The sequence below is a fragment of the Microbacterium sp. NPDC059771 genome (assembly GCF_042732495.1).
In the GTDB taxonomy this organism is placed as follows: domain Bacteria; phylum Actinomycetota; class Actinomycetes; order Actinomycetales; family Microbacteriaceae; genus Microbacterium; species Microbacterium sufflavum.
On the sequence record NZ_JBHWHK010000001.1, the window covers coordinates 691,098 to 713,345 of the forward strand.

The window sequence follows — 22,248 nt, forward strand, 5'->3', positions numbered from 1 at the left end:
CTTCGAGAAAGGGAACCCACATGTCGACTCTCGACAGCAAGATCGCACTCATCACCGGCGCCGCCTCGGGTATGGGCCGTGCCATGGCGCTCGGTTACGCCGCGGAAGGCGCCCACGTCGTCATCGCCGACCTCAACCTGGAGGGCGCGGAGACCGTCGTCCGCGAGATCGAGGCCAGCGGAGGACGTGCCTCCGCTCGAGTTCTGAACGTGGCCGATCCTGCCGCGTCCGCACAGCTCGTGGCCGACGTCGTCGAGGAGCACGGCCGCCTCGACGTGCTCGTCAACAACGCCGGCATCGGCCTGATCAAGGCGGTGTGGGACACCACGCCCGAGGAGTGGGACCGGATCTTCGCCGTGAATGTGAAGGGGCTGTTCTTCCTCACCCAGGCGGCGGCAGAACCGATGCGTCGTCAGCGCAGCGGCAAGATCATCAACATGGCCTCGGTCGCGGGTCGCCGCGGTGAGGCCCTGGTCACCGCATACTGCGCCTCGAAGGCGACGGTGATCTCGGTCACGCAGTCGGTCGCGCTCGCCCTTGCGCCGTACGGCGTGAATGTGAACGCGATCGCCCCCGGTGTCGTCGACACTCCCTACTGGAAGGAGGTCGACAAGCAGTTCGGCGCGATCACGGGCAAGGCCGAGGGCGAGACGTTCAAGGGCATCGGTGAGACCATCCCCCTCGGGCGCACCTCCGTGCCGTCGGACATCGTGCCGATGGCGGTGTTCCTCGCAGGATCCGGCTCCGACTACATCACCGGCCAGACGTTCAACGTCGAGGGCGGAACCTACTTCAACTGATCGTCTCGATTCGAGGAGCTCGCATGTCCACCATCACTCCCCGCCCGCTCCTGGGCGAAGGAACCCTACTCGGCACCACGCCGCGCATGCTGGTCGGCGGTGACTGGCGCGACGCAGAAGACACCCGTCCGGTCGTCAACCCCGCCACCGGTGCTGTGTTCGCCGAGGTCCCCGCCGCCGACGCCTCGCACGTCGATGCCGCGGTCGCGGCCGCGGTGCGTGCGCAGCGCGACTGGGCGCGTCGTCCGGCGACCGCGCGCGCGGCCGTCCTGGCCGAGATCATCCGACGCGTCGAGGAGAACGCGGAAGAGCTGGCGCAGCTGGTCGTCGCCGAGCAGGGCAAGACCATCACCGAGGCGCGCGGAGAGATCCAGGGCGTGCGGGCGTTCTTCGACTTTGCGATGAGCCAGAAGTACCGCACGGAGGGCGAGGTCGTCACACCGTCGAGTGCGGAGCGTCAGCTGATCATCCGCGAGGAGCCGTTGGGTGTGGTCGTGGCGATCATCCCGTGGAACTTCCCGGCAGCGATCTTCGCTCGCAAGGTGGCTCCCGCGCTGATGACCGGCAACGCCATCATCGTCAAGCCGAGCGATGTCACTCCGCTCTCATCCCTCGCCCTCGCGCGGATCTGTCAGGACGCGGGCGTTCCCGACGGGCTCCTCAGCGTGCTCACGGGGCGCGGCAGCGTCGTGGGGACGGCGCTGATCGACCACCCGGACACGTCGATGATCACGGTCACCGGGTCCACGAGGGCGGGGGTCGAGATCCTCGAGCGCGCGGCGAAGAAGGTCATCCCGGTGTCGCTCGAGCTGGGAGGCAAGGCCCCCTTCATCGTGTTCGGCGACGCCGACCTTCCACGCGCCGTGCAGGACGCATTCGAGGCGCGGTTCATGAACTGCGGTCAGGTGTGCACCTGCAACGAGCGCACGTACGTGCACCGGTCGGTGTTCGACGAGTTCGTCGCTCGGCTCGTCGAGAAGGTCCGCGGCCTGCGGGTGGGGGATCCGCTCGATGAGGACTCGCAGATGGGCCCGAAGGTGTCGGCGGAGGAATGGGCGAAGGTCGACGACATGGTGGCGGCGGCGGTGGCGGCCGGTGCGAAGCTCGAGATCGGCGGCGGGCGGCCGTCGGGGTCCGAAGGGAATCCGGGCTTCTGGTACGCCCCGACGGTCTTGACGGGTGTGACGAACGAGATGGACATCGTGCAGCAGGAGGTGTTCGGGCCGGTGCTGCCGATCGTGCCGTTCGACGACGAGGACGAGGTCTTCGACTTCGCCAACTCCACCCCGTACGGTCTCACCGCCTACGTCTACACGACCGACATCCGCACGGCCCTGCGCGCCACGGACGCACTCGCGTTCGGCGAGGTGTACATCAACCGGGTGGGCCCGGAAGAGGTGTCGGGCTTCCACACGGGGTGGAAGATGTCGGGTCTCGGCGGCGATGACGGGCATCACGGCTTCGAGCGCTACACCCAGCGCAAGACCGTGTACGTCGACTACAGCCGCGACGCCTGATCGCCGGCGAGCTGACGCAAGACCGCTGTGCCGGGTTCGGGGACCCCGGGCCCGGCACAGCCCGCATGAGAAGATGACGCGTGCCCGATTCACCCCCAGCTCGCGGGCGAGTCCGTCTGATCGACGTCGCCGAACTCGCCGGCGTGACCAAATCCGTCGCCTCCCGGATCCTCAGCCGTGACGAGACGCTGAATGTGCGGCCCAGCACCCGCGCGCGCGTGCTCGACGCTGCCGAGCGCCTGCAGTACTCTCCGCACGCCGGGGCGCGAGCGCTCGCCGCATCGACCACCGGTGCGCTGTCGCTGCTGATCCCTGACCTGACGAACCCCGTCTACGCCCGCATCGCCCGCGGCGCCTATCAGCGCGCGCACGATCTCGGCTACGTGGTGCTGTTGGCCGAGGACAATGAGGAGACCGATGCGCGGGCCGACTTCACCGACCTGGTGGACGCCGGTCGCGTGGATGGCCTGCTCATCGCGAGTGCCCGACAGGATCACCCGCTCATCGAGTCGGGCCGCCTCGCTGCGATCCCCCACGTGTTCGTCAACCGCACCGTGCCGGACTCCGGACGCAATGTCACCGTGGACCTGGAACTCGCGAGCCGGGTCGCGTACGAGTACCTGCATGGCCTGGGCCACCGCGCGGTCGCGCACATCTCGGGCCCCGGCGGGCTGAGCCCGGCACGGGACAGGGAACGGGGGTTCCTGGAGGCCGCCGCTCGGTCGCATGCGCCGATACCGCACGTGGTCCACGCCGACTTCTCGGAGGCGGGCGGGTACGCCGCCGTCGAGGAGATCCTGCGCGAGCGGCCCGACATCACCGCGATCTACGCCGGCACGCTGCCGCAGTCGATCGGAGCCCTGAAATCCCTGCAGGTCCTGGGGCGCCGGGTTCCGCACGAGGTGTCTCTGCTGTCGTACGACGACCTGCCGATGGCGGCGTACCTGACGCCGGCGCTGACGACCCTGGAACTCCCACTGCAAGAGCTCGGAACCGCTGCGGTCGACGAGCTGGTGCAGCAGTTGCGCGGGGGGCCGCCGCGCGATGTCACGCTCGGCTCGCACATCCGCATCGTCGAACGGGATTCGGTCACGTCGATCTCGTGACGCGACTGGTGCGGGCTGCGTCGTGAAGGGGGTCGACAGGGGTCCTACGACGGCGGATCCTGGGAACATGACGGCGTTCACGGTGCAGGATGCGTTCAGCGGTTTCAGTGTCGACGACCTCGACGCGGCGCAACGGTTCTACGGCGAGACCCTCGGGCTCGAGGTCGCCCGGAATGCGATGGGCTTCCTCGAGCTGCGGCTCGCCAGCGGCGGCAGCATCCTCGTGTACGACAAACCGAACCACGAGCCGGCGAGCTTCACGATCCTGAACTTCCCGGTGGCGGATGTGGATGCCGCGGTCGACGAGCTGCGTGCCAAGGGGGTCGAGACGAAGATCTACCCCGACGACGTGTTCCCCTCGGACGACCGCGGGATCGTGCGCGGCGACGGACGCGGGCCCGACATCGCGTGGTTCCGCGACCCGGCGGGCAACGTGCTCGCGGTGATGCAGGCCTGACGCCCGTCGGGCCCGCGCCGGCTCAGAGCCGGTCGACCGCGGTCACGGTGACGACCGCCTCGCCGGCCTCGTCTGAGGCGGCGAGGTCGATCGTGGCGCTGATGCCCCAGTCGTGGTCGCCCGCGGGGTCGTCGAGGATCTGCCGCGCGGTCCAGGCCGTCGGGCCCTCGGTGAGCAGCAGCAGCCGGGAGCTGCGGGCGTCGGCACCGGTCAGGATCTCGTCGTGCTCGGCGAAGTAGCCGTCGAGCGCGTTCGACCAGGCGTCGGCGCCGAAGCCGGGGTCGAGCTCGGCGAGCGCCGCCACGTCCTCCCGCGCGGCCAGCTGCACGCGACGGAACAGCTCGTTGCGCACCAGGATGCGGAACGCCCGGGTGTTGGCGGTGAGGCGCTTCGGGGCGGGCGGCACGATCGGCTCGTCCGGCGCGTGCGGGTCGAAGCGGCCGTTGTCGGTGCCCGTCGCGAGCTCGGTCCACTCGTCGAGCAGGCTGGAGTCGATCTGGCGCACGAGCTCGCCCAGCCACGCGATGAGGTCGCGGAGGTCCTCGTCCTTGCGCTCCTCGGGGATCGTCTGCGATGCCGCGCGGTAGGCGTCGGACAGGTAGCGCAGCACCACGCCCTCCGACCGGGCGATCTTGTAGAACGCGACGTATTCCCCGAACGACATGGCCCGCTCGTACATGTCGCGCACGACCGACTTGGGGCGGAGGGAGAAGTCGCGGATCCACGGCTGCGCGGCGCTGAACGTCTCGAACGCGGCGTCCAGCAGCTCGTCGAGCGGGCGCGGGTAGGTGATCTGCTCCAGCAGCTCCATCCGCTCGTCGTACTCGATCCCCTCCGCCTTCATCGCCGCGACCGCCTCGCCGCGGGCGAGGAACTCCTGCTGGCTGAGCACGGCGCGCGGGTCGTCGAGCGTCGACTCCACGATCGAGATCATGTCGAGCGCGTACGAGCCCGTGCCGGTCCCCGCGGACGGGTCGGGGTCGAGCAGGTCGAACGCGGCGAGGGCGAACGGCGACAGGGGCTGGTTGAGGGCGAAGTTCGGCGGCAGGTCGACCGTGAGGCGGATGTCGCCGTCGGCGGTGCGCTGCACGACTCCCGACTCCCGCAGCGTGCGGAAGATGCCGATCGCCCGGAGCGCCAGCTCCCGCTGTCGGACGCGGGTCTCGTGGTTGTCGTAGACCAGGCGGCGCATGTGGGCGAACACGTCGCCGCCGCGCGCGATCACGTTGAGCATCATGGCGCTGGTGATCTGCATGTGCGAGGTCAGCGTCTCGGGTGTCGCGTCGATGAGCTTGCGGAACGACGGCTCGCCCCACGACACGAACCCGTCGGGCGCCTTCTTGCGGATGATCTTCCGCTTCTTCTTCGGGTCGTCTCCGGCCTTGCGGATTGCGGCGAGGTTCTCGGTCTCGTGCTCCGGGGCCTGGGCCACGACGGTGCCCGCGGTGTCGAAACCCGCCCGCCCCGCCCGCCCGGCGATCTGGTGGAACTCGCGCGCGTTGAGCTGCCGCATCCGCGTGCCGTCGAACTTCGTCAGCGCCGTCAGCAGCACCGTGCGGATGGGCACGTTGATGCCGACCCCCAGCGTGTCGGTGCCGCAGATCACCCGCAATAGTCCGCGCTGGGCGAGCTGCTCGACCAGGCGGCGGTACTTCGGGAGCATGCCCGCGTGATGCACGCCGATCCCGGCGCGCAGGAACCGCGACAGCGTCTTGCCGAACGCCGTGGTGAAGCGGAACTCGGCGATCAGGGCCGCGATCTCGTCGCGCTGCTCGCGCGACGCGACCTTCGTGCTCGACAGCGCCTGGGCGCGCTCCATGGCCGCCGACTGCGAGAAGTGCACGATGTAGACCGGCGCCTGCCCGGTGGCGAGCAGGTCGTCGATCGTCTCGTGGATGGGCGTCGTCTCGTAGAAGAAGTGCAGCGGCACCGGGCGCTCGACACCCGTGACCGTCGCGGTCTCCCTGCCCGTGCGTCGGGTCAGGTCGGCAGCGAGCGCGGTCACGTCGCCGAGGGTCGCCGACATGAGCACGAACTGCGCCTGCGGCAGCTCCAGCAACGGCACCTGCCACGCCCACCCGCGCTCCGGGTCGGCGTAGAAGTGGAACTCATCCATCACGACCAGCCCCACGTCGGCGTCGCTGCCGTGCCGCAGGGCGAGGTTGGCGAGGATCTCGGCGGTGCAGCAGATGATGGGAGCGTCCGCGTTGACCGAGGAGTCACCCGTGATCATGCCGACGTTCTCGGCGCCGAACACGTCGACCAGGGCGAAGAACTTCTCGCTCACGAGCGCCTTGATCGGCGCCGTGTAGAAGCTCCGACGGTCGCCGACGAGCGCGGCGAAGTGCGCCCCCACCGCCACCAGCGACTTCCCGGTACCGGTCGGGGTCGACAGGATCAGGTTGTTCCCCGAGACGATCTCGATGAGCGCCTCGTCCTGGGCGGGGTAGAGCCGGATGCCCGTCGACTCCACCCACTCGACGAACGTCAGGTACACGGCGTCCGGATCGGCCGCGTCGGGAACGGTGGCGGGCTCGAGCCGCGGCGGTGAAGTCATGGTCCCTCGATCATCGCATCTGCATCAGACTCCCGTTCCCGTCACGCCGAGTGCGGTCAGCAGCTCGTAGGCCGTGGACCGCGCGTGCACGATGACCGCGCCGAGCTGCGATTCCGCGGCCGACACCGACAGCAGCAGCTGCCCGTATGGCGCGAGGATGAAGCTCAGCAGCGCCATCTGGCTGTCTTCCACCGACAGCGAGACGATCGCGGACAGCGTGGGTTCGGTACCGCCCGAGATGATCTCCGCCTCGGCGCGGGCCACGCCGAACAGCGAACCGTTCATGGCCGCGAGGTGCTCGCCCGACTGCGGGTCGAGTCCGATCGACGCGATGTGCAGGCCGTCGGCGGTGCCGAGGACGGCCGAGGTCAGCTCGGGGAAGCGGCTCTTCAGCTGCTCCAGCCGGGTGATGGCGGACTGGTTCACGATGCCCGACCAGAGCGCCCAGTTGCCGGCGATGTCGGGGTGCATGCGTGACGGGTCGTGCGGAGCGGCCTCCGCGTCACCGTGTGGTCTCATCAGTTCTCCTCCGGAAGGTCGAGCGCAGCGCTGGCGACGCGCATCACGCTGTCGCGGTCGCGGGCGTCGGCCGCGAGCACGCGCGAGGGTGGCACCGCGTACTGCTGCAGCACGTCGGCGAGAGCCCGACGGATCGAGCCGATCGATCGGTGGTCGCTGTGGCTGACGACGATGATCAGCCGATGCAGCTCGGCGGGGAACAGTCGCAACCACTCCGCCGTGTCGGAGGTCATGGTGGGCTGATCGCCCCGCACCCAGAGCAGGATGCGGGTGCCGGGCAGCGACACGTTCGGTCGTGCTGCGGCGAACCGGCGCTGCCCCGGTACGCCGATGAGCGCGACAGAGACCTCGGGTGTCGGCCGCCACGTGCCGAAGTCGAGCCCGACCGTGGTCGTCGTCTTGTCCTCGCCCTGGGCCGCGGTGGCGCTCATCGGCACGTCGGTGTCGACCGGCGGCACGTCGCTCAGAGCGCGCACCGCGGTGGTCTTGCCGGCGCCGACGGGCCCCGCGAAGATCATGCGATATCGGGTCGGCATGTCTGCTCGTCGCCAACGAGAGCGCCTCAGTGGCTTCTCCGAGGAGTGTGCCCTGCGTGGCCGCGAGCTTCCGAGGCCGCTCCCGACGGCCTCCTCGGTCAAGCGGCGAGCGCCGTGACGTGGCGGTTCACCGACGAGCGCAGCATCGCCAGGTTCGTCGCCTGCCGATCGGCCGCGATGTACAGGAACATGCCGCCGTCGATGAGCTTGAGGAGGTGCAGCTGCGTGTCGAGCGTGAGCAGCATGTCCTCCAGGTGGGCGTCGAGCCCGAGCGCCTCGATGGTGCGGTTCTTGTTCTTCACGATCTCGGCGTTGAAGGCGCTCGCGACATCGAGATCGAAGTCCGGTCGGGTCGAGCTCGACGTGATCGGCAGCCCCGACTCCAGGTCGACGATCGACGCGCCGATGAAGCCGTTGATGTCGTGGGCGATGTCGTCGATCAGCTGGTTCAGCTCATCCTGCGTGGCCATGGTTCTCCCCAGTGTGTGGTTTTCACCGCGCGCACCAGAGACCGCCCAGTGCGGTCACCCCCAGAGTGCACGCGATCAGAAAAGTGTATAACGTTACCCGCCACTGCGCGAACCGGGTCCCGCCACGCCGCGCCCGAGCGTCAGCCCTCGCGGCGCCGCACGATCTCGGCGATCCACAGCGGAGCGAACGGCGAGGTGCAGCCGGGAGCGGTGGGGTAGTCCGCCAGCACCCGCAGGCGCTCGCCGATGTCGATGGCCCTGGCGCGGTGCTCCCGGTGGAAGATGCCGATCGTCGCGAGCGTCTCGTTCATCGCCCACTGCAAGCGCGGCGGCGCGTCGGCGAGGTCGCGCTCGATGCGGTCGAGCAGCGCGTCGAGATCGAGCCCGTCGGGGTCTTTCGCGACGCGCACGGTCGTGAGCGACCAGGCGGCCGCGGCCACGGTGGGATCCGGGTCGTCGAACCAGCGGCTGCGGAGCTCCTCCGTGAGCGGCGACTTCTTCACGACGTAGTTCACGAACCAGTCGTTGACCTTCGGCGGACGCGTGTCGCGCAGCAGGGCGTCCAGCTCGTCGGCGGTGAAGTCCCGCGGCCGGCAGATCAGGATCGCCAAGAGCCGGGCGGCGGTGTCGCCGGTCGCCCACAGCGCGGTCGCGAGCGCCTGGTCGGTCCCGATCCGCTTGGCCAGGGCGCGCATCCGGCTGAGGTTGATGCCGTGGTCGTCGCCGCGCTTCTCGTTCGCCGCGCGCTGCTTCGGATCTTCGAGCGCCGCGAGCTCGGCCACGGCGGCGTCCACGGTCATACCGGCCATGCTCACAGGGTACGCGCGGTCACTCCTCGTCGAGCAGCTCCCCGCGGATCCGCCGCAGGTCCTCCATGAGCGACCCGACGAGGATCCAGTGCTGCGACGACGGCGGACGGACCACCAGCGGCGCCGTGAGGGCCGGGATCGCCGAGGTCAGCGCCTCGGGCTCGGGCGCCGGGGCGGACGACTGCACTGCGAGCCGCACGTCGTGCCCGGCCCGGCGCAGCTGCTCCGCGATCGCGGCCACCGCCGGCTCCTCGCCGAGGCGGTCGTCGTAGTGGTCGAAGTAGGCGCGGGTCATCCCGATGGTCTGCGTGACGATGGGGGACAGGCGGTCGAGCAGCTGCCGCAGTTCCGCCAGGTCGGCCCGGTGGGTCGAGCGGCGCGGGTTGAGGGTGAGCGACTCCTCCCCGGCGGCGATCGCGGCCTCGGCAGCGTCTTTCATCGGGCGGAGCAGCCGCACCTCGAGCATCAGCTCCTGGAGTCGCGCGGGGGTCTGCGGCTCGGGGAGGGCATCGGCGAGGCGGTCCAGGCTCGCCGCGAGCTCGCGCCCGAGGAGTCCGACGTCGCGCCGTGCCGGCTCGACCAGCACGGGCGGCACGATCAGGGCGTTCACCACGATGCCGATCACCACGCCGATCAGCGTCTCGGCGATGCGGGCGATCGCATACTCCGGGCTCGACGACCCCAGGGCCAGCACGAGCATCGCCGAGATCGCCACCTGGTTGCCGGTGCCCGGCGAGGCCCGGAAGATCCAGGCGACGAGCATCGCCACCACGATCGCGAGCAGCACGATCCAGCTCGGTGAGCCGAGGAGGAGCCCCAGCGCGACGGCGATCACCACCCCCACGATCACGCCGATGCTGCGCTCCAGCGCCTTGGACAGCGACTGGTTGACGCTCGGCTGCACCACCAGCAGGGCCGCGATCGCCGCGAACACGGGCAGCTGCCCCGGGAAGGCCCAGCCCGCGATCAGCCAGGCCGCGATCGTGGCCGCGGCCGACTTCACGACCTGCAGCAGCGGTGACCGCTGGGAGGCGCGGATCGCGGCGGGGATGCGCATGGCCTCCACGCTAGTGCGCCCGCGGGCGCGGGATGATACGCGCCGACTGCGGACCCGTCCATCGGGGTGACCGATCCGCCGGCCAGGCGGAGAGTGGGCCACCCCAGCGACAAGCGACCCGGCGAGGAGGCCGACATGTACTTCCACCTGCAGCAGCTCATCAACGACATCGAGGTCGACGAACCGGACCCCGCGGCGGCCAACGCGCTGCAGGAGGGTCTGGGCGGCCAGTTCGGCGAGATGCGCACGATGATGCAGTACCTGTTCCAGAGCATCAACTTCCGTGGTCCCGCCGGCAAGCCGTATCGCGACCTCATCCAGGGCATCGGCACAGAGGAGATCAGCCACGTCGAGCTGATCGGCACGACCATCTCCCGGCTGCTCGACGGCTCTCCGGCGTATCAGGGCAAGAAGGACGCCCCGGTAGATGCACCGGGAGCCGGCGGCGCGGTGCCGCTCGAGATCGCGCTCGACCACAGCAACATCCACCACTACCTGGTCGGCGCGCAGGGCGCCCTGCCGGTGGACGCGGCGGGGAACCCGTGGATGGGCAGCTACGTGTACAACTCCGGCAACCTCGTGCTCGACCTGCTCTACAACCTCATGCTCGAGTCGACCGGCAGGCTGCAGAAGTGCCGCCTGTACGAGATGACGGCGAACAAGACGGCGCGCTCCACGATCTCGTACCTCATCGTGCGCGACCAGGCGCACGAGAACGCCTATGCGAAGGCGCTCGAGACCCTGGGGGTGAACTGGCGCACGAGCCTGCCGATCCCCAAGACGAACGCCGAGAGCTTCCCCGAGGTGAAGCGGCTGCTCGACCTCGGTCTGCAGAGCAAGCAGTACTCGTTCGACCTGGACGACCGCTCCGAGGCCGGGCGCATCTTCCAGGGGATGTCGCCGTCGGGCGACGGCACCGAGCTGATCGCCGACCAGCAGGCACCGGAGGGCGTGCCGTCGGTCATCGCGCCGGAGCGCCCCGAGGAGTTCGCGCCGGGTGCGGACGCGGAGCTGCAGGCGCTCATCCAGGCCACCGCCGAGATGGAGATGGCCGACATCGACGCGACCTTCGGCCGGATGACGTCGAGCTGAGGACCGTCGTCGATCGGCGCCGCGATGTCAACCCCGTGGCCGATACCGGCTCGTGACGCCTGAATGGAAGCACACGAACGACGAACAGCAGAGGAGCATCCCATGGTGCAGATCATCGAGACCATCGACGTCGACGTTCCCGTCCGCACGGCATACAACCAGTGGACGCAGTTCGAGAGCTTCCCGAAGTTCCTCGACGAGGTCGTGTCCATCACGCAGACCGACGACACGCACACGCACTGGAAGGTGAACGTGGGTGGAGCGGAGCGCGAGTTCGACGCCGAGATCACCGAGCAGCACCCGGATGAGCGCGTCGCCTGGAACAGCGTCGGCGGCGAGACCGAGCACGCGGGCGTGGTGACCTTCCACAAGCTCGACGACACGTCGACCCGCGTCACGGTGCAGCTCGACTGGGAGCCGGAGGGGCTGCTGGAGAAGGTGGGCGCGCTCGTCGGCGCCGGCTCGCACGCCGTGAAGAAGGACCTCAAGAACTTCAAGGAGTTCATCGAGGGGCGCGGCGTCGAGACGGGCGCCTGGCGCGGCGACGTCGACGCCTGATCCGCAGGCGACCGGAGGGCGAGCGACCGGAGATCGACGAGGCCCGGAGCACCGCAGCACGCGGGGTTCCGGGCCTCGTCGCGTGTCCGCCGTGCGCGGAGTCGGGGGTGCGCACGTCGGCGCCCCGTGCTTGCATGAGCGCATGGAGAGGGACCGGAGGCTGCGCGCCGAGGCTGCAGCGGTCGCGGCGACCGCCGTGTGCTTCGTGCTCGGCGTCGGCGCGGGACTCGTCGTGCTGCGCGGGGCGTCCAGGCCGCTGACCGGCGAGACGGGTCTGGCGATGCCGGTCGCCGTGGTCGCCGGGGTGATCGCCGCGGGGGCCTTCGCGGTGAGCACACTGCGACACCGTCGCGGCGAGACCACCGGGATGCCGCGCTGGCAGGTGGTCGTGTCGCACCTCTCGGCAGGCGCACTCACGCTCGCGTTCGGCGCCGTGACCGTGATGGGCGTGCTGCTCACAGCGGAGGTGCTGGCCGTCGGGCTGCGCGGGCTCGAGCTCGGGGCGGTGGGCGGCGGTCTGCTCGCCGGGGTCGCGGCGGCCGTGGGCGGCCGGTTCGCGTTCGGGGCCGGGGTCGGGCTGCGCACGGCCGACCTCGCCGGGCTCCTGTTCGGCTTCCTGGTGATCGGCACGCTGTTCGCGATGGTGACGGCGGTCGACCCGCGGTGGTGGGAGGAGAACTTCTCGCAGCTCGGCGTGGGGTGGGCGTTCAACGGCACGCTCGTGGTCGCCGGGCTGCTCGTCGCCACGGTCGGCGCGTACATCGGCCGTGACCTGCACCGCCTGCAGGGCGACGACGCCCTGCCGCGCATCGCCGTGATCGTGGGCCTGTGGGCGGCCGCTGGTGCGGCGCTCGCCGCCGTGGGGCTGCTGCCCCTGTACCGGGCACCCCTGCCGCACGACATCGCGGCCTTCGCGGCGCTCGTGCTGTTCCTGGCCGCCGCGGCACTGACCACGGTCGCGGTACCGGGGCGACCGACGGCGCTCGTGGCGACGTCGATCGCGGTGGGCGTGCTCGTGGTGGTGGCGGTCGTGCTGTGGCTGCCGTTCGGGCTGTACGCGGTCACGGCGCTCGAGGCGATCGTGGTCGGGCTGGGGCTGCTGTGGCTGACGACGCTCGTGCGCGTGCTGGCGATCCTGGTGCCGGAGGCGTCGCGTCCCTCGGCCCGGCGCTCGCCGCTGCGCGCGGGCTGACGCCGGCTCGACGAGGGGGGTCAGCGAGCTTCGGGTGCGAGCACGCCGGAGATGAGCAGTTGCACCAGGTCGGAAGCCCGGTACCGCGCGTCGCCGGTCGCGCCGATGCAGAGGTTCCCGATGCCTCGGAGCACGGTGTACGCATCGATCGGGGGCGTCCCCCCCGCGGACCCGCGCGCTGCCTCCAGGAGCGAGGCGCACACCGGGACGAGACGGTCGACGAAGGAGGTGTGCAGGGCGTCGGATCCGGCGCTGTCGCCCTGCAGTGCGCCGGGCAGGCCATGCTTGGTGACCAGGAACTCCACGAACAGGGCCACCCACGCCCGCAAGGCGGCTTCGGGAGTCGCGCTCTCCGCAAGAAGGCGGGGACCGGCGTCGGCGCACGCTTCGACCTGGTGCCGGTACACCGCGACCACCAGCTCGGAACGCGTCGGAAAGTGACGATAGATCGTCCCGACGCCGACTCCCGCCTTCGCTGCGATCTCTCGGACCGGAGCATCGACGCCGGACGTCACGAACACTGCTGCCGCCGCCTCGAGCAGAGCCTGCTCGCTCCGGCGCGGGCGACCCGCTCGCTGCGGCCGCGCATCGTGCGACGGCTCGCTCTCGACCTCGCTCATGTCCTGCTCCGGTTCCCTCGACGGCGCTCGCTTGCATTACGGAGCATTGTTCCGTAATGTTGCGGAACAGCGCTCCGATATCCACTATCGCAGAGCGCTGCACCCCTCGGAAAGGAACTCGCCGTGACCTCATCCATCGTCGACACGCTGGACGGCATCATCGGTGCCGGACGCGCGGTCGTCTCCGTCGCTCCCGTGGCGTTGTCCGCGCCCGGCCGAGCGGTTCCCCTCGACGTGCGGGTGTCCGCTCCCGCGACGGGATCGAACCTTCCCGTCGTGCTGTTCTCCCACGGCAACGGCTGGAACCTCGATGGGTATGCGCCGCTCACCGCGTTCTGGGCCTCCCGCGGGTTCGTCGTGATCCAGCCGACGCATCTGGATTCGCGCCGCAACGGGTTCGGGTTCGATCACCCGGTGTTCCCCACGATCTGGACCGAACGGATCACGGATCTCACTCGCATCCTCGACCAGCTCGACACCATCGAGGCCGCCGTTCCCGGTCTCTCCGGCCGCATCGATCGCACGCGCGTCGCCGCGACCGGTCATTCCTGGGGCGGACAGACCGCGCAGTCCGTGCTCGGGGCGCGGATCCTCGACGACTCGGGCACGGTCGGCGACGACATGTCCGACGGACGCGTCACCGCAGGCATCCTGTTCGCGGCGACCGGTGTCGGCGGCGACCACCTTCACCCTTTCGCACGGACGAACTTCCCCTTCATGCGTCCGTCCTTCGCGGAGCTTCGCACGCCGACCCTCGTCGTCGCCGGAGATCACGACCAGTCCGCCATGTCCAGCCGCGGACCGGACTGGTTCACCGATGCCTATACGCACAGCCCCGGTGCGACGGATCTCCTCACGCTCCACGGTGCCGAGCACTCCCTTGGCGGCATCGTGGGGTACGACGTCGCCGAGACCACCGACGAGCACCCCGAGCGGGTCGCCGTCATCCAGCGGATGAGCACCGCCTACCTGCGGACCGCTCTGCACGTCGACGACACCAGCTGGCCCGCTGCTCGCGCCGCGTTCACGGAGGGCGGCCATCCGATCGGTCACATCGACAGCAAGTGAGAGGTGTGCCCGTGTCCCTCGCCGTGCACGAGCAGCAGGCGAGGGACCAGGCGTCGCCAGGGAGGAGATCACAGCGCGCAGCGCGCTCCGTCCTCGGGGAGTTCGAGGTCGACGAGGTAGTCGGCGACGATCTCGTCGATGCACTCGTTGCGGGAGACGATGGTGCCGTGCTGGTTGCCGTCGACGGTGAGCAGTCGGGCGCCGAGGGTGTCGGCGAGGCTGATGCCTCCGTCGTGAGGGGTCACCGGATCTCCCGTGGCCGACACCACGAGCACCTCGGGAAGCCCGCCGATGTCCGTCGCGTAGGGGTAGCCGAGTGTCGGTTCGGACGGCCAGTACTCGCAGCCGTCCTGGGTGGGGGGAGCGGTCCCCGGGTCGAGGAACGGTACGGCATCGTTGAGGTCTTCGCCGAGCCTCGCCATCTCCTCGGCGGTGAAGCGTTCTTCGTCCAGGCAGTTGATCGCGAAGAGCGCCTCGTACGAGTTCGTGTACTCGCCGCTCTCGGAGCGGCCGTATGACCCGTCGCGCAGCGCGAGCAGGGCATCCGGCCGACCTGCCTTCAGCTCCGCCAGCCCTGCCGCGATCGCGGGCCAACTCGCCTCGGAGTACAGCCCGGCGACGATGCCTTCGCCGGCGGCGAGGAAGCCGACCTCGCGGCCGTCGGCGGCGATCAGCGGTTCATCGACAAGCGGCCGCAGGAGCCGCTGCGCCTCGCTCGTCGCCCGTGCGGGATCGGCGCCCAGAGGGCAATCGGCCTGGGCCGCACAGAAGTCGGCGAAGCGCTGGAAGGACGCCTGCAGCCCCTCGCTGAGGTGGATCCGACGCTCCCGGGTGTTCTTGAGCGGGTCGACCGCGCCGTCGAGGACGAGGGCGCGGACGTTCTGCGGGAACATCTCGGCATAGACCGCTCCGAGGCGCGTGCCGTAGCTCACACCCGCGAAGGTGAGCTTCTCGTCGCCGAGCGCGGCTCGGAGGATGTCCATGTCGCGAGCGGTATCGCGGGTTCCGAGGTGCGCGAGCACGTCGCCTCGGCCCGTGCCATCGGCGCACTTCTCGACGATCTCGCGGGCGGAATCGTCCGTCCACTCTCCGAGTGCCGCGAGGGGAGCGTCGGCGTCTCGCTCGTCGTCGGTGTAGCAATCGACGGCGGGGCGGCTGAGGCCGACCCCCCGGGTGTCGAAGCCCACGATGTCGAAGCGGTCGGTGAGGGGCCCGCCCGACCACAGGGCGGCCACCAGAGGGGCGAACGTCGTCGCCGCCGCGCCTGGTCCGCCGGGATTCAGCACGACCGAGCCGATGCGGTCCTCGCCGGTGGCTGCGATGCGGGCCACCGCCAACTCGATGGTCTCACCCGCGGGGTCCCCGTAATCCAGGGGCACCGTGAGCATCGCGCACTCGGCGCTCTCCGCCGCATCGATGACCTGAGGGACGGCGGGTTGCGACCTCACGAGCGCGGGGTCACAGGCCCCGAAGTCGAGCTCCTGCCCCCTGTACCGCTCGAGGTCCGAGTCCTGCACGGCTTCCGATTCGGGCGCGGCGTCCCGGTCGTCCTGCGTCGCGGCGGTGCAGCCGGCCAGCAGCAGCGATGCGACCGCGGTGACAGCGGCGACCGGTGCCACCCATCGCCGTCGATGATCGTTCCTCCGTCGGCTGCGGATCGGCGAGCGGTTCCTCATGGTGTTTCCTTTCGTGGGGTCTCAACTGGCGAGTTCATCGATCCAGCTCGATCGCATCCGCAGGGCCCGCTCCGTGCTGCCGGCGACGGCCGCGAGCCCGATGAGCAGATTGATGTGCAGGGGGAGCTGGAAGGGGGACGTGAAGGTGCCCACCGATGCGGCGATCAGCGGTATCTGCGAAAGAGCCTCGATGATCTGGGGAACCTCGACGCAGAGTCCGACGACGACGAGGGTGAGGGAGATGAGGCCGATCGCACGGCTCGCCCGGGGATGCCGGTGGTGCAGGCGGGCGCGGCGCCCCTCGGCCGATCGCGGATCGGGTGACAGCTGTTCTTCGGTGCCGTCTGCGCGCACGTAGTGGCAGCGCTTGAGCCCGAAGCCGGTGATCGCGACCTCGATGTGGCCGCCGGGCACCGCGAAGCGGGTGGGCATCTTCGCGTACGACCGGAGTGCGCCGTCGACGTAGAGGCGGGCGCGGACCTCCCCGTCGCTCATGTCACCCCCGTGGCGCACGTCGACGGTGTAGATGGATGCCGTGCCGTCCGGTGACGCCAGGGTGATCGAGCGCAGCGATCGGCTGAACATCTGCCACCAGCGGTACCGCCGCAGTGGTTCTCCTGACCCGTGGCGGACGCGGCGGTTGCGCCAGTTCGCGATTCCCATCGTCGCGGTCCTCGTCTCGATTAGTACAGCGTGCTAGTGAACGAGGGGCTAAGCTATCACACTGTGATAGATCGATGGTTTGCGGAAGGCGGGCATGGGCGCTGAATCGAAGGAGCCGGGGACCCGCTCGAAGATCCTCATCGCGGCGGCGACGATGCTCGGCGAGAACCCCACGGCTCGACTGAGCGTGCGGGGCGTGGCCGCGCGTGCCCAGGTGAGCACCGGCTCGCTGCGGCACTTCTTCCCCACCCGGCGGGAGCTCATCGAGACGGTGGTCGCGGGGATGTACGACCTGGAGATTCCCGACGACCCCATCGACGATCGCTCCCTCACGCCCGAAGAGCGCCTGACCGCGTGCCTGCAGTTGCTTCTTTCCCACGTGGGCGTGGGCGAACGCGCCAGGCAGCAGTGGGGAGCGCTCTACGAGGCGTACGTCGCCACGCCTCCCTCCGAGGACCAAGCCGCGACCTACCTCGCGCTCGAACGGATGGGGCGCCACCGCATCGAGCAGTGGCTGAGGACCCTGGTCGACGAGGGTGCGATCGCTGCGGGTGGGATCGAGGAGCGCGCGCGGTTCCTCGCCACCGTGACGTCGGGCATCGCGACTGAACGCGCGCTGCCCTCCGAGACGGTGCGCGTCGATGCCGAGAAGGAGACCCTGCGTCTCGCCGTCCACGCGGTCATGAGCGGGCCGCCCGCCGCATGAGTTCTCGCTTCGACGGCATGCCCGTCGCGCGGACCGCCTCCGTCGTCGCCACTCCCTAGGCGGGTGTCTCGCCGGGGCGCGCGGAAGATAGGGCATCCGTCCGATGTGGCGGTGGGGCCTCAGAGCGGAGTGTAGGGATACACCGAACCGCCGAGGAGAGATCATGTTCGAGCACCCCTATCTGACCCAGCAGGTGACCGCTCACGAGCAGGAGCGCATCGCGACGGCCGTCGAGCAGCGCCGCCGCCTGATCGAGCACGCGGACCAAATCGTGCCGCGGGCGGACGGGCCCGTGCGGCGGCTGCTGCGTCGCCTCGTGCAGCGCGGGGTCGTCTCGCGCACGGCTGTCGCGGAGCGCGAGTGCCGACCGTGCGAGCCCGCGGTCGCCCGGTGACCGACGCGGTCCTGCTGCCGTTCCCGCACCGCGACCCCGATGTCGGCGGTGGGTGGGACGATGGAGGCATGGCCCCAGCCCCCAGCGCCGCAATGGTCGGGCGAGACGCCGAGCTCGCCGAGGTGCGCCGTCTGTTCGACGGAGCGCGCGACGGCGTGCCCGCGGCCGTGCTGGTGGAGGGCGAGGCCGGGATCGGCAAGTCCCGCCTGGCGCGCGAGTTCGGCGCCGAGGTCGCGAACGCCGCCGACGTGCATGTCGGATGGTGCCTCGACCTGGGCGCGTCGCGCATGCCGTTCGGCCCTCTCACCGGCATCCTCCGGTCGATCGTGGCGCGGATGGGCGTCGAGCGCGTGCGAGCGGTCGTCGGCGTGGGCATCGAGGCGCTCGGGATGCTGCTGCCCGAGCTCGTCGACGCCCCCGCCGACCGCGAGCGCACGAGCCCGGAGCGTCTGCGCGACGCCGTGGCGTCACTGGTCGAGGCCGCGGCGGAGGAGTCGCCGCAGGTGCTCGTGGTGGAAGACCTGCACTGGGCCGACGACTCGACCCTGGCCATCCTGTCGTTCCTGCTGCGGGCGTGGAACCGCGGTCGCATCCTGCTGCTCATCACCTGCCGCACCGACGACGTGCGTCGCGGCGACGCGGTGAGCCGTTTCATCGGCGAGGCCACGAGGGCGCGGCTGCTGGAGCGGCTGACGGTGTCGCGTCTGGAAGACGAGGCCGTCCGCGAGCTGGTCGAGCAGATCACCGGGCGCGCGCCGTCGCCGTCCGCGCTCGAGCGGCTGCAGGTGCGCGCCGAGGGCGTGCCGTTCTTCGTGGAGGAGATCGCCGGGTGCTCCCAGGGCCCGCTGCCGGACAGCCTGCGCGACCTGCTGCTGGCACGCTTCGACCGTCTCGGCGACGACGCAGGGCGTGTGGTGCGGGTCATCTCCGGCGCCGAGCGTCCCCTGAGCCACCCGCTCGTCACGCGCCTGGCCGGGCTGCCCGAGGAGCGTCTCGACGAGGCCCTGCGCGAGGCCGCCCGCAGCGGCATCATCGTGGTGGAAGACGACGACTACCGGTTCCGGCACGCCCTGCTGCGCGAGGCCGTGCACGACGATCTGCTCCCGGGGGAGCGCGCCCGCCTGCACCGCGCCTACGCCGAGGCGCTGGAGGAGCAGAGCGAGGGGGCCGCCGACCGGGGCGATGCCGCCGCGCTCGCGTATCACTGGCAGCTCGCGCAAGACGACCGTCGCGCGATCACGGCCGCCGCCGAGGCCATGCGGCAGGCCAAGGCGCAGTATGCCTTCGCGAGTGCTGCGCGCTTCGGCGAGCTCGTGCTCGAGCTGTGGCCGCTCGTGCCGGACGCCGCCGCCGCGACGGGGTTCGGGCGCCTGGAACTGCTGCACGTGCTCGGGTCGGTGCTGCGCAACGCGGGCGACGGGGAGCGCGCTCTCGCGGTGGCCAACGTCGCGCTCGCCGAGGTCGATGCGACGACGGTCGACCCGCGACTGCACGCCCGTCTTCTGCGCAACAAGGCGCTGTTCCTGGTGAACCTGGGGCGGCTCGGGGCCGTGCCGCTGCTCCGCGAGGCGCTGGCCATCGCAGAGGAGCACGTGCCCGATGAGGCGTTCCGCGCCGAGCTGCTCAACCAGCTCGCCGGTCGCCTGATGATCGCGGGCGACCGGGAGGATGCGATCCGGCTCGCCGACGAGGCCGAGCGCCGGGCCGCGGCCGCGGGGTCGCGCGACCAGCAGTCGATCGCAGCGAACATGCGCGGCGGCTCACTGGCGCACCTCGGCGCCGTCGAGGCGGGCGTGCGGGAGTTCGAACGGGCGAGGGCGCTGGCAGACGGCTCGACCGCCGAGATGCGCTACCGCGTGAACTACTCCGACCTGTTGACGCTGCTCGGCCGGTACCGGGAGGCGGTCGCGGTGGCCGAAGCCGGGCTGCGCCGCGCGCGGGAGCTGCGTGTCGAGCGCACGTCGGGCACGATCATGGCGCAGAACATGATCGTCCCGCTGCTCGAGCTCGGCGAGATCGACCGCGTCGAGGAGATGCTGTCGCGCGACTTCGTGCAGGGCACGCTGCGGGTGTTCCGCATGTACATGAGCATGACGCGCGTGCGGGTGCTGGCGTGGCGCGGCCGGTCGACCGAGGCGGCGGAGATGCTGCGCGAGTGGCGGCCGGCGTTCGAGGAGACCGGCGGCTCTGAGCGCCAGATCTGGTACGACCTCGTGACGATGACGGTCGCGGTGGCGCAGAGCGAGGGCGACCTCACGGGTGCGCTCGACGCGATCCTCGCGATGGTGCACGACGAGAAGCCGGCGCTGCTGCATCAGCGTCGGCTGCTGCTGGAGGGCGGGGCGATCATCGCGGAGCTGCGGTCCCGGGGGGCCGACGTCGAGGCGGCCTCGGCCACGATCCGCGACGCCTGGCTGGCGCAGCCCGACCAGCTGCAGCACGACGCCTGGGGGCTGATTCTCGATGCCCTGCTCGACCCGCGACCGGAGAAGGTGGAGGAGGCGCTGCGCCGCGCTGACGGCGACGACGTGCCGGTGACCTTCCGCGCGGTGCTCCGCCTGGAGCGCGCGCAGGTGCACGTGCGAGACGGCGAGCGCGCGGCCGCCTCCGCCGTGGTCGCCGAGGCCGCCGCGCTCGCGGAGGAGTGGGACCATGCCCCGCTGCGGGCCGCCATCGCACGATTCGCCGACGCCGCGGGCCTGCGTGCCGGAGCAGCGCCCGCCGACGCGGAACTGCTGACCGCCAGGGAGCAGCAGGTGCTCGACCTCATCGCGGAGGGGCTCAGCAACCGTCAGATCGGGGAGCGCCTGTTCATCAGCGTGAAGACGGTGAGCGTGCACGTGTCGGCGGTGCTGCGCAAGCTCGGGGTCAGCACGCGCACGGAGGCGGCGCTCACGCGGCAGGCCCTCGACCCGACGTCGGGCAGGTCCGCCGTGGTAGCGTGACCGAGCACGCGTGTCGGATCTTCCGGTGCGGTGCAGGCCGCGTCAGCGGCCGGCTTAACAGAAAGTAGAAAACACATGGCCACTGGCACTGTGAAATGGTTCAACGCGGAGAAGGGCTTCGGCTTCATCGCTCCTGATGACGGCACGGAAGACCTCTTCGCCCACTACTCGGCTATCGCCGGCTCCGGTTTCAAGGAGCTCCGCGAGAACCAGAAGGTCGAATTCGACGCTGAGCGTGGCCCCAAGGGCATGCAGGCGGCGAACATCCGCGCTCTCTGAGCGTGCGCTGACTTCCTGAAGCCGGTCGGATCCATCGGATCCGACCGGCTTTTCGCATCCCTCCGGACCTCCGTGCGGTGTCATCGAATTGAGGATGACCTAACTTCGGGTTAGATTAGGCGAGGCTTACCAAAGGCCGGGCGCGTTCTCGTGCCGCCACCCCTCCTCCCATCCCGAAGGGAACGCCTGTGCGCATCTCTCGCCTGCTCGCCATCGGCGCGGCCGCCGCGCTCGCCGTGTCGCTCGCCGCCTGCTCGTCCTCGGCCCCCGAGTCGACCTCCTCCTCGGGCGGCAACCCCGCCTCCGACGACGCGTTCCCCGTCACGATCGAGCACGCCTTCGGCGAGACCACGATCACCGAGAAGCCCGAGCGCGTGGCCACGGTCGCCTGGGCCAACCACGAGGTCCCGCTCGCGCTCGGCATCGTCCCGGTCGGCATGAGCAAGGCCACCTGGGGAGACGACGACGACAACGGCATCCTCCCCTGGGTCGAGGAGAAGCTCGACGAGCTCGGCGGCGACACCCCGGCTCTGTTCGACGAGACCGACGGCATCGACTACGAGGCCGTGGCCGACACCGAGCCCGACGTGATCCTCGCGGCCTACTCCGGCCTGACGCAGGAGGAGTACGACACGCTCTCCAAGATCGCGCCGGTCGTGGCCTACCCCGAGGTCCAGTGGGGCACGTCGGTCGACGACATGATCGAGATGAACGCCACCGCGCTCGGGCTGAAGGACGAGGGTGAGGCACTGATCGATGAGCTGCACGCCGACGCCGACACCGCGCTCGAGGCCCACAGCGTGCTGAAGGACAAGAAGGTGCTGTTCGCGTACTTCGACCCGAGCGACCTCAGCACCATCGGCTACTACACGGCCGCGGACACGCGCCCCGGGTACCTCCACTCCCTCGGCCTGCCGTTCCCCGCGATCGTGGAGGAGAGCGTGGGCAGCGACAAGTTCAACCTCGAGGTGAGCGCCGAGGAGGCGCAGAAGTTCGACGACGTCGACGTGCTGGTCACCTACGGCGACGACACGACCCTCGCCACGCTGCAGGCCGACCCGCTGCTGTCGAAGATCCCCGCGATCGCCGAGGGCCGCGTCGCGATCCTGCCCAACGCCACGCCCATCGCCGCCTCGGCGAACCCGTCGCCGCTGTCCATCCCGTGGGGCCTCGACGACTACCTGGCGATCCTGGCCGCACCGCTCGCGCCGTAACCGCGTCGCACCG

General features: G+C 70.4%; 22 protein-coding genes. 13 read left to right on the forward strand and 9 right to left on the reverse strand.

Annotated elements, in window-relative coordinates:
• The first annotated feature begins 20 nt into the window (after positions 1-20).
• The 4 genes from ACFV3I_RS03350 to ACFV3I_RS03365 all read left to right on the forward strand — a co-directional run bounded on the left by ACFV3I_RS03350 (position 21) and on the right by ACFV3I_RS03365 (position 3,880).
• A complete protein-coding gene (locus tag ACFV3I_RS03350) occupies positions 21-800 on the forward strand; it encodes a glucose 1-dehydrogenase (protein ID WP_136032667.1) in 780 nt (259 codons plus the stop codon).
• Positions 801-823: 23 nt separating this feature from the next.
• Entirely contained in the window at positions 824-2,317 is a 1,494-nt protein-coding gene (locus ACFV3I_RS03355) for an aldehyde dehydrogenase family protein (RefSeq protein ID WP_206251955.1), read from the forward strand.
• 80 nt (positions 2,318-2,397) lie between these two features.
• Positions 2,398-3,423: a LacI family DNA-binding transcriptional regulator gene (locus ACFV3I_RS03360; RefSeq protein ID WP_205814383.1), complete on the forward strand. Its 1,026-nt coding sequence runs from the start codon at positions 2,398-2,400 to the stop codon at positions 3,421-3,423.
• A 67-nt stretch (positions 3,424-3,490) separates the two neighbouring features.
• Positions 3,491-3,880 (forward strand): VOC family protein, encoded by a 390-nt coding sequence (locus ACFV3I_RS03365; RefSeq protein WP_136036685.1) that lies wholly within the window; start codon positions 3,491-3,493, stop codon positions 3,878-3,880.
• A gap of 22 nt (positions 3,881-3,902) precedes the next feature.
• On the opposite strand, the gene ACFV3I_RS03370 is transcribed toward ACFV3I_RS03365, so the two are convergent.
• The 6 genes from ACFV3I_RS03370 to ACFV3I_RS03395 all read right to left on the reverse strand — a co-directional run bounded on the left by ACFV3I_RS03370 (position 3,903) and on the right by ACFV3I_RS03395 (position 9,828).
• Positions 3,903-6,437: a DEAD/DEAH box helicase gene (locus tag ACFV3I_RS03370; protein ID WP_378803245.1), complete on the reverse strand. Its 2,535-nt coding sequence runs from the start codon at positions 6,435-6,437 to the stop codon at positions 3,903-3,905.
• Positions 6,438-6,461: 24 nt separating this feature from the next.
• A complete protein-coding gene (locus ACFV3I_RS03375; RefSeq protein ID WP_136036683.1) occupies positions 6,462-6,956 on the reverse strand; it encodes a roadblock/LC7 domain-containing protein in 495 nt (164 codons plus the stop codon).
• Positions 6,956-7,492, reverse strand: coding sequence for an ATP/GTP-binding protein (locus ACFV3I_RS03380; RefSeq protein ID WP_136036682.1), 537 nt, complete (start codon positions 7,490-7,492; stop codon positions 6,956-6,958). The genes ACFV3I_RS03375 and ACFV3I_RS03380 overlap by 1 nt, the downstream gene beginning before the upstream one ends.
• Before the next feature lie 98 nt (positions 7,493-7,590).
• Positions 7,591-7,962, reverse strand: coding sequence for a hypothetical protein (locus tag ACFV3I_RS03385; protein WP_136045494.1), 372 nt, complete (start codon positions 7,960-7,962; stop codon positions 7,591-7,593).
• 140 nt (positions 7,963-8,102) lie between these two features.
• The gene (locus ACFV3I_RS03390) at positions 8,103-8,771 is read right to left on the reverse strand and encodes a DNA alkylation repair protein (protein ID WP_378822368.1); all 669 of its coding nucleotides are present in this window, start codon (positions 8,769-8,771) and stop codon (positions 8,103-8,105) included.
• A 19-nt stretch (positions 8,772-8,790) separates the two neighbouring features.
• On the reverse strand, positions 8,791-9,828 hold the full coding sequence (locus ACFV3I_RS03395; protein WP_136032684.1) for an aromatic acid exporter family protein: 1,038 nt from the start codon (positions 9,826-9,828) through the stop codon (positions 8,791-8,793).
• A 135-nt stretch (positions 9,829-9,963) separates the two neighbouring features.
• Between ACFV3I_RS03395 and ACFV3I_RS03400 the strand changes: the two genes are divergently transcribed.
• The 3 genes from ACFV3I_RS03400 (at position 9,964) to ACFV3I_RS03410 (ending at position 12,670) form a co-directional block, all read left to right on the forward strand.
• A complete protein-coding gene (locus ACFV3I_RS03400) occupies positions 9,964-10,920 on the forward strand; it encodes a manganese catalase family protein (RefSeq protein WP_136036679.1) in 957 nt (318 codons plus the stop codon).
• 102 nt (positions 10,921-11,022) lie between these two features.
• Entirely contained in the window at positions 11,023-11,478 is a 456-nt protein-coding gene (locus ACFV3I_RS03405) for an SRPBCC family protein (RefSeq protein ID WP_136036678.1), read from the forward strand.
• A gap of 142 nt (positions 11,479-11,620) precedes the next feature.
• Positions 11,621-12,670: a DUF998 domain-containing protein gene (locus ACFV3I_RS03410; RefSeq protein ID WP_378822369.1), complete on the forward strand. Its 1,050-nt coding sequence runs from the start codon at positions 11,621-11,623 to the stop codon at positions 12,668-12,670.
• 20 nt (positions 12,671-12,690) lie between these two features.
• Here the strand turns inward: ACFV3I_RS03410 and ACFV3I_RS03415 are convergent, their stop codons facing one another.
• Positions 12,691-13,290, reverse strand: coding sequence for a TetR/AcrR family transcriptional regulator (locus ACFV3I_RS03415; protein WP_378822370.1), 600 nt, complete (start codon positions 13,288-13,290; stop codon positions 12,691-12,693).
• A gap of 123 nt (positions 13,291-13,413) precedes the next feature.
• On the opposite strand from ACFV3I_RS03415, the gene ACFV3I_RS03420 reads away from it, so the two are divergent.
• Positions 13,414-14,358, forward strand: a complete 945-nt coding sequence (locus tag ACFV3I_RS03420) for an alpha/beta hydrolase family protein (protein WP_378822371.1) — start codon at positions 13,414-13,416, stop codon at positions 14,356-14,358.
• A gap of 68 nt (positions 14,359-14,426) precedes the next feature.
• On the opposite strand, the gene ACFV3I_RS03425 is transcribed toward ACFV3I_RS03420, so the two are convergent.
• Positions 14,427-16,034 (reverse strand): alpha/beta hydrolase, encoded by a 1,608-nt coding sequence (locus ACFV3I_RS03425; RefSeq protein ID WP_378822373.1) that lies wholly within the window; start codon positions 16,032-16,034, stop codon positions 14,427-14,429.
• Positions 16,035-16,055: 21 nt separating this feature from the next.
• Complete coding sequence (locus ACFV3I_RS03430; protein WP_378822374.1) at positions 16,056-16,697, reverse strand: hypothetical protein; 642 nt, start codon at positions 16,695-16,697, stop codon at positions 16,056-16,058.
• Positions 16,698-16,791: 94 nt separating this feature from the next.
• Here ACFV3I_RS03430 and ACFV3I_RS03435 point away from each other — a divergent pair, with 94 nt between their 5' ends.
• From ACFV3I_RS03435 to ACFV3I_RS03455, 5 genes are all read left to right on the forward strand, one after another.
• Entirely contained in the window at positions 16,792-17,403 is a 612-nt protein-coding gene (locus ACFV3I_RS03435) for a TetR/AcrR family transcriptional regulator (RefSeq protein WP_378822375.1), read from the forward strand.
• Positions 17,404-17,566: 163 nt separating this feature from the next.
• Entirely contained in the window at positions 17,567-17,797 is a 231-nt protein-coding gene (locus ACFV3I_RS03440) for a hypothetical protein (protein WP_136045203.1), read from the forward strand.
• Positions 17,794-20,742, forward strand: a complete 2,949-nt coding sequence (locus tag ACFV3I_RS03445) for an AAA family ATPase (protein WP_378822376.1) — start codon at positions 17,794-17,796, stop codon at positions 20,740-20,742. Before ACFV3I_RS03440 ends, ACFV3I_RS03445 begins: the two co-directional genes overlap by 4 nt.
• A 75-nt stretch (positions 20,743-20,817) precedes the next feature.
• Positions 20,818-21,021 (forward strand): cold-shock protein, encoded by a 204-nt coding sequence (locus tag ACFV3I_RS03450; protein ID WP_025104028.1) that lies wholly within the window; start codon positions 20,818-20,820, stop codon positions 21,019-21,021.
• Positions 21,022-21,209: 188 nt separating this feature from the next.
• Positions 21,210-22,235: an iron-siderophore ABC transporter substrate-binding protein gene (locus ACFV3I_RS03455; RefSeq protein ID WP_136032707.1), complete on the forward strand. Its 1,026-nt coding sequence runs from the start codon at positions 21,210-21,212 to the stop codon at positions 22,233-22,235.
• Positions 22,236-22,248: the final 13 nt, after the last annotated feature.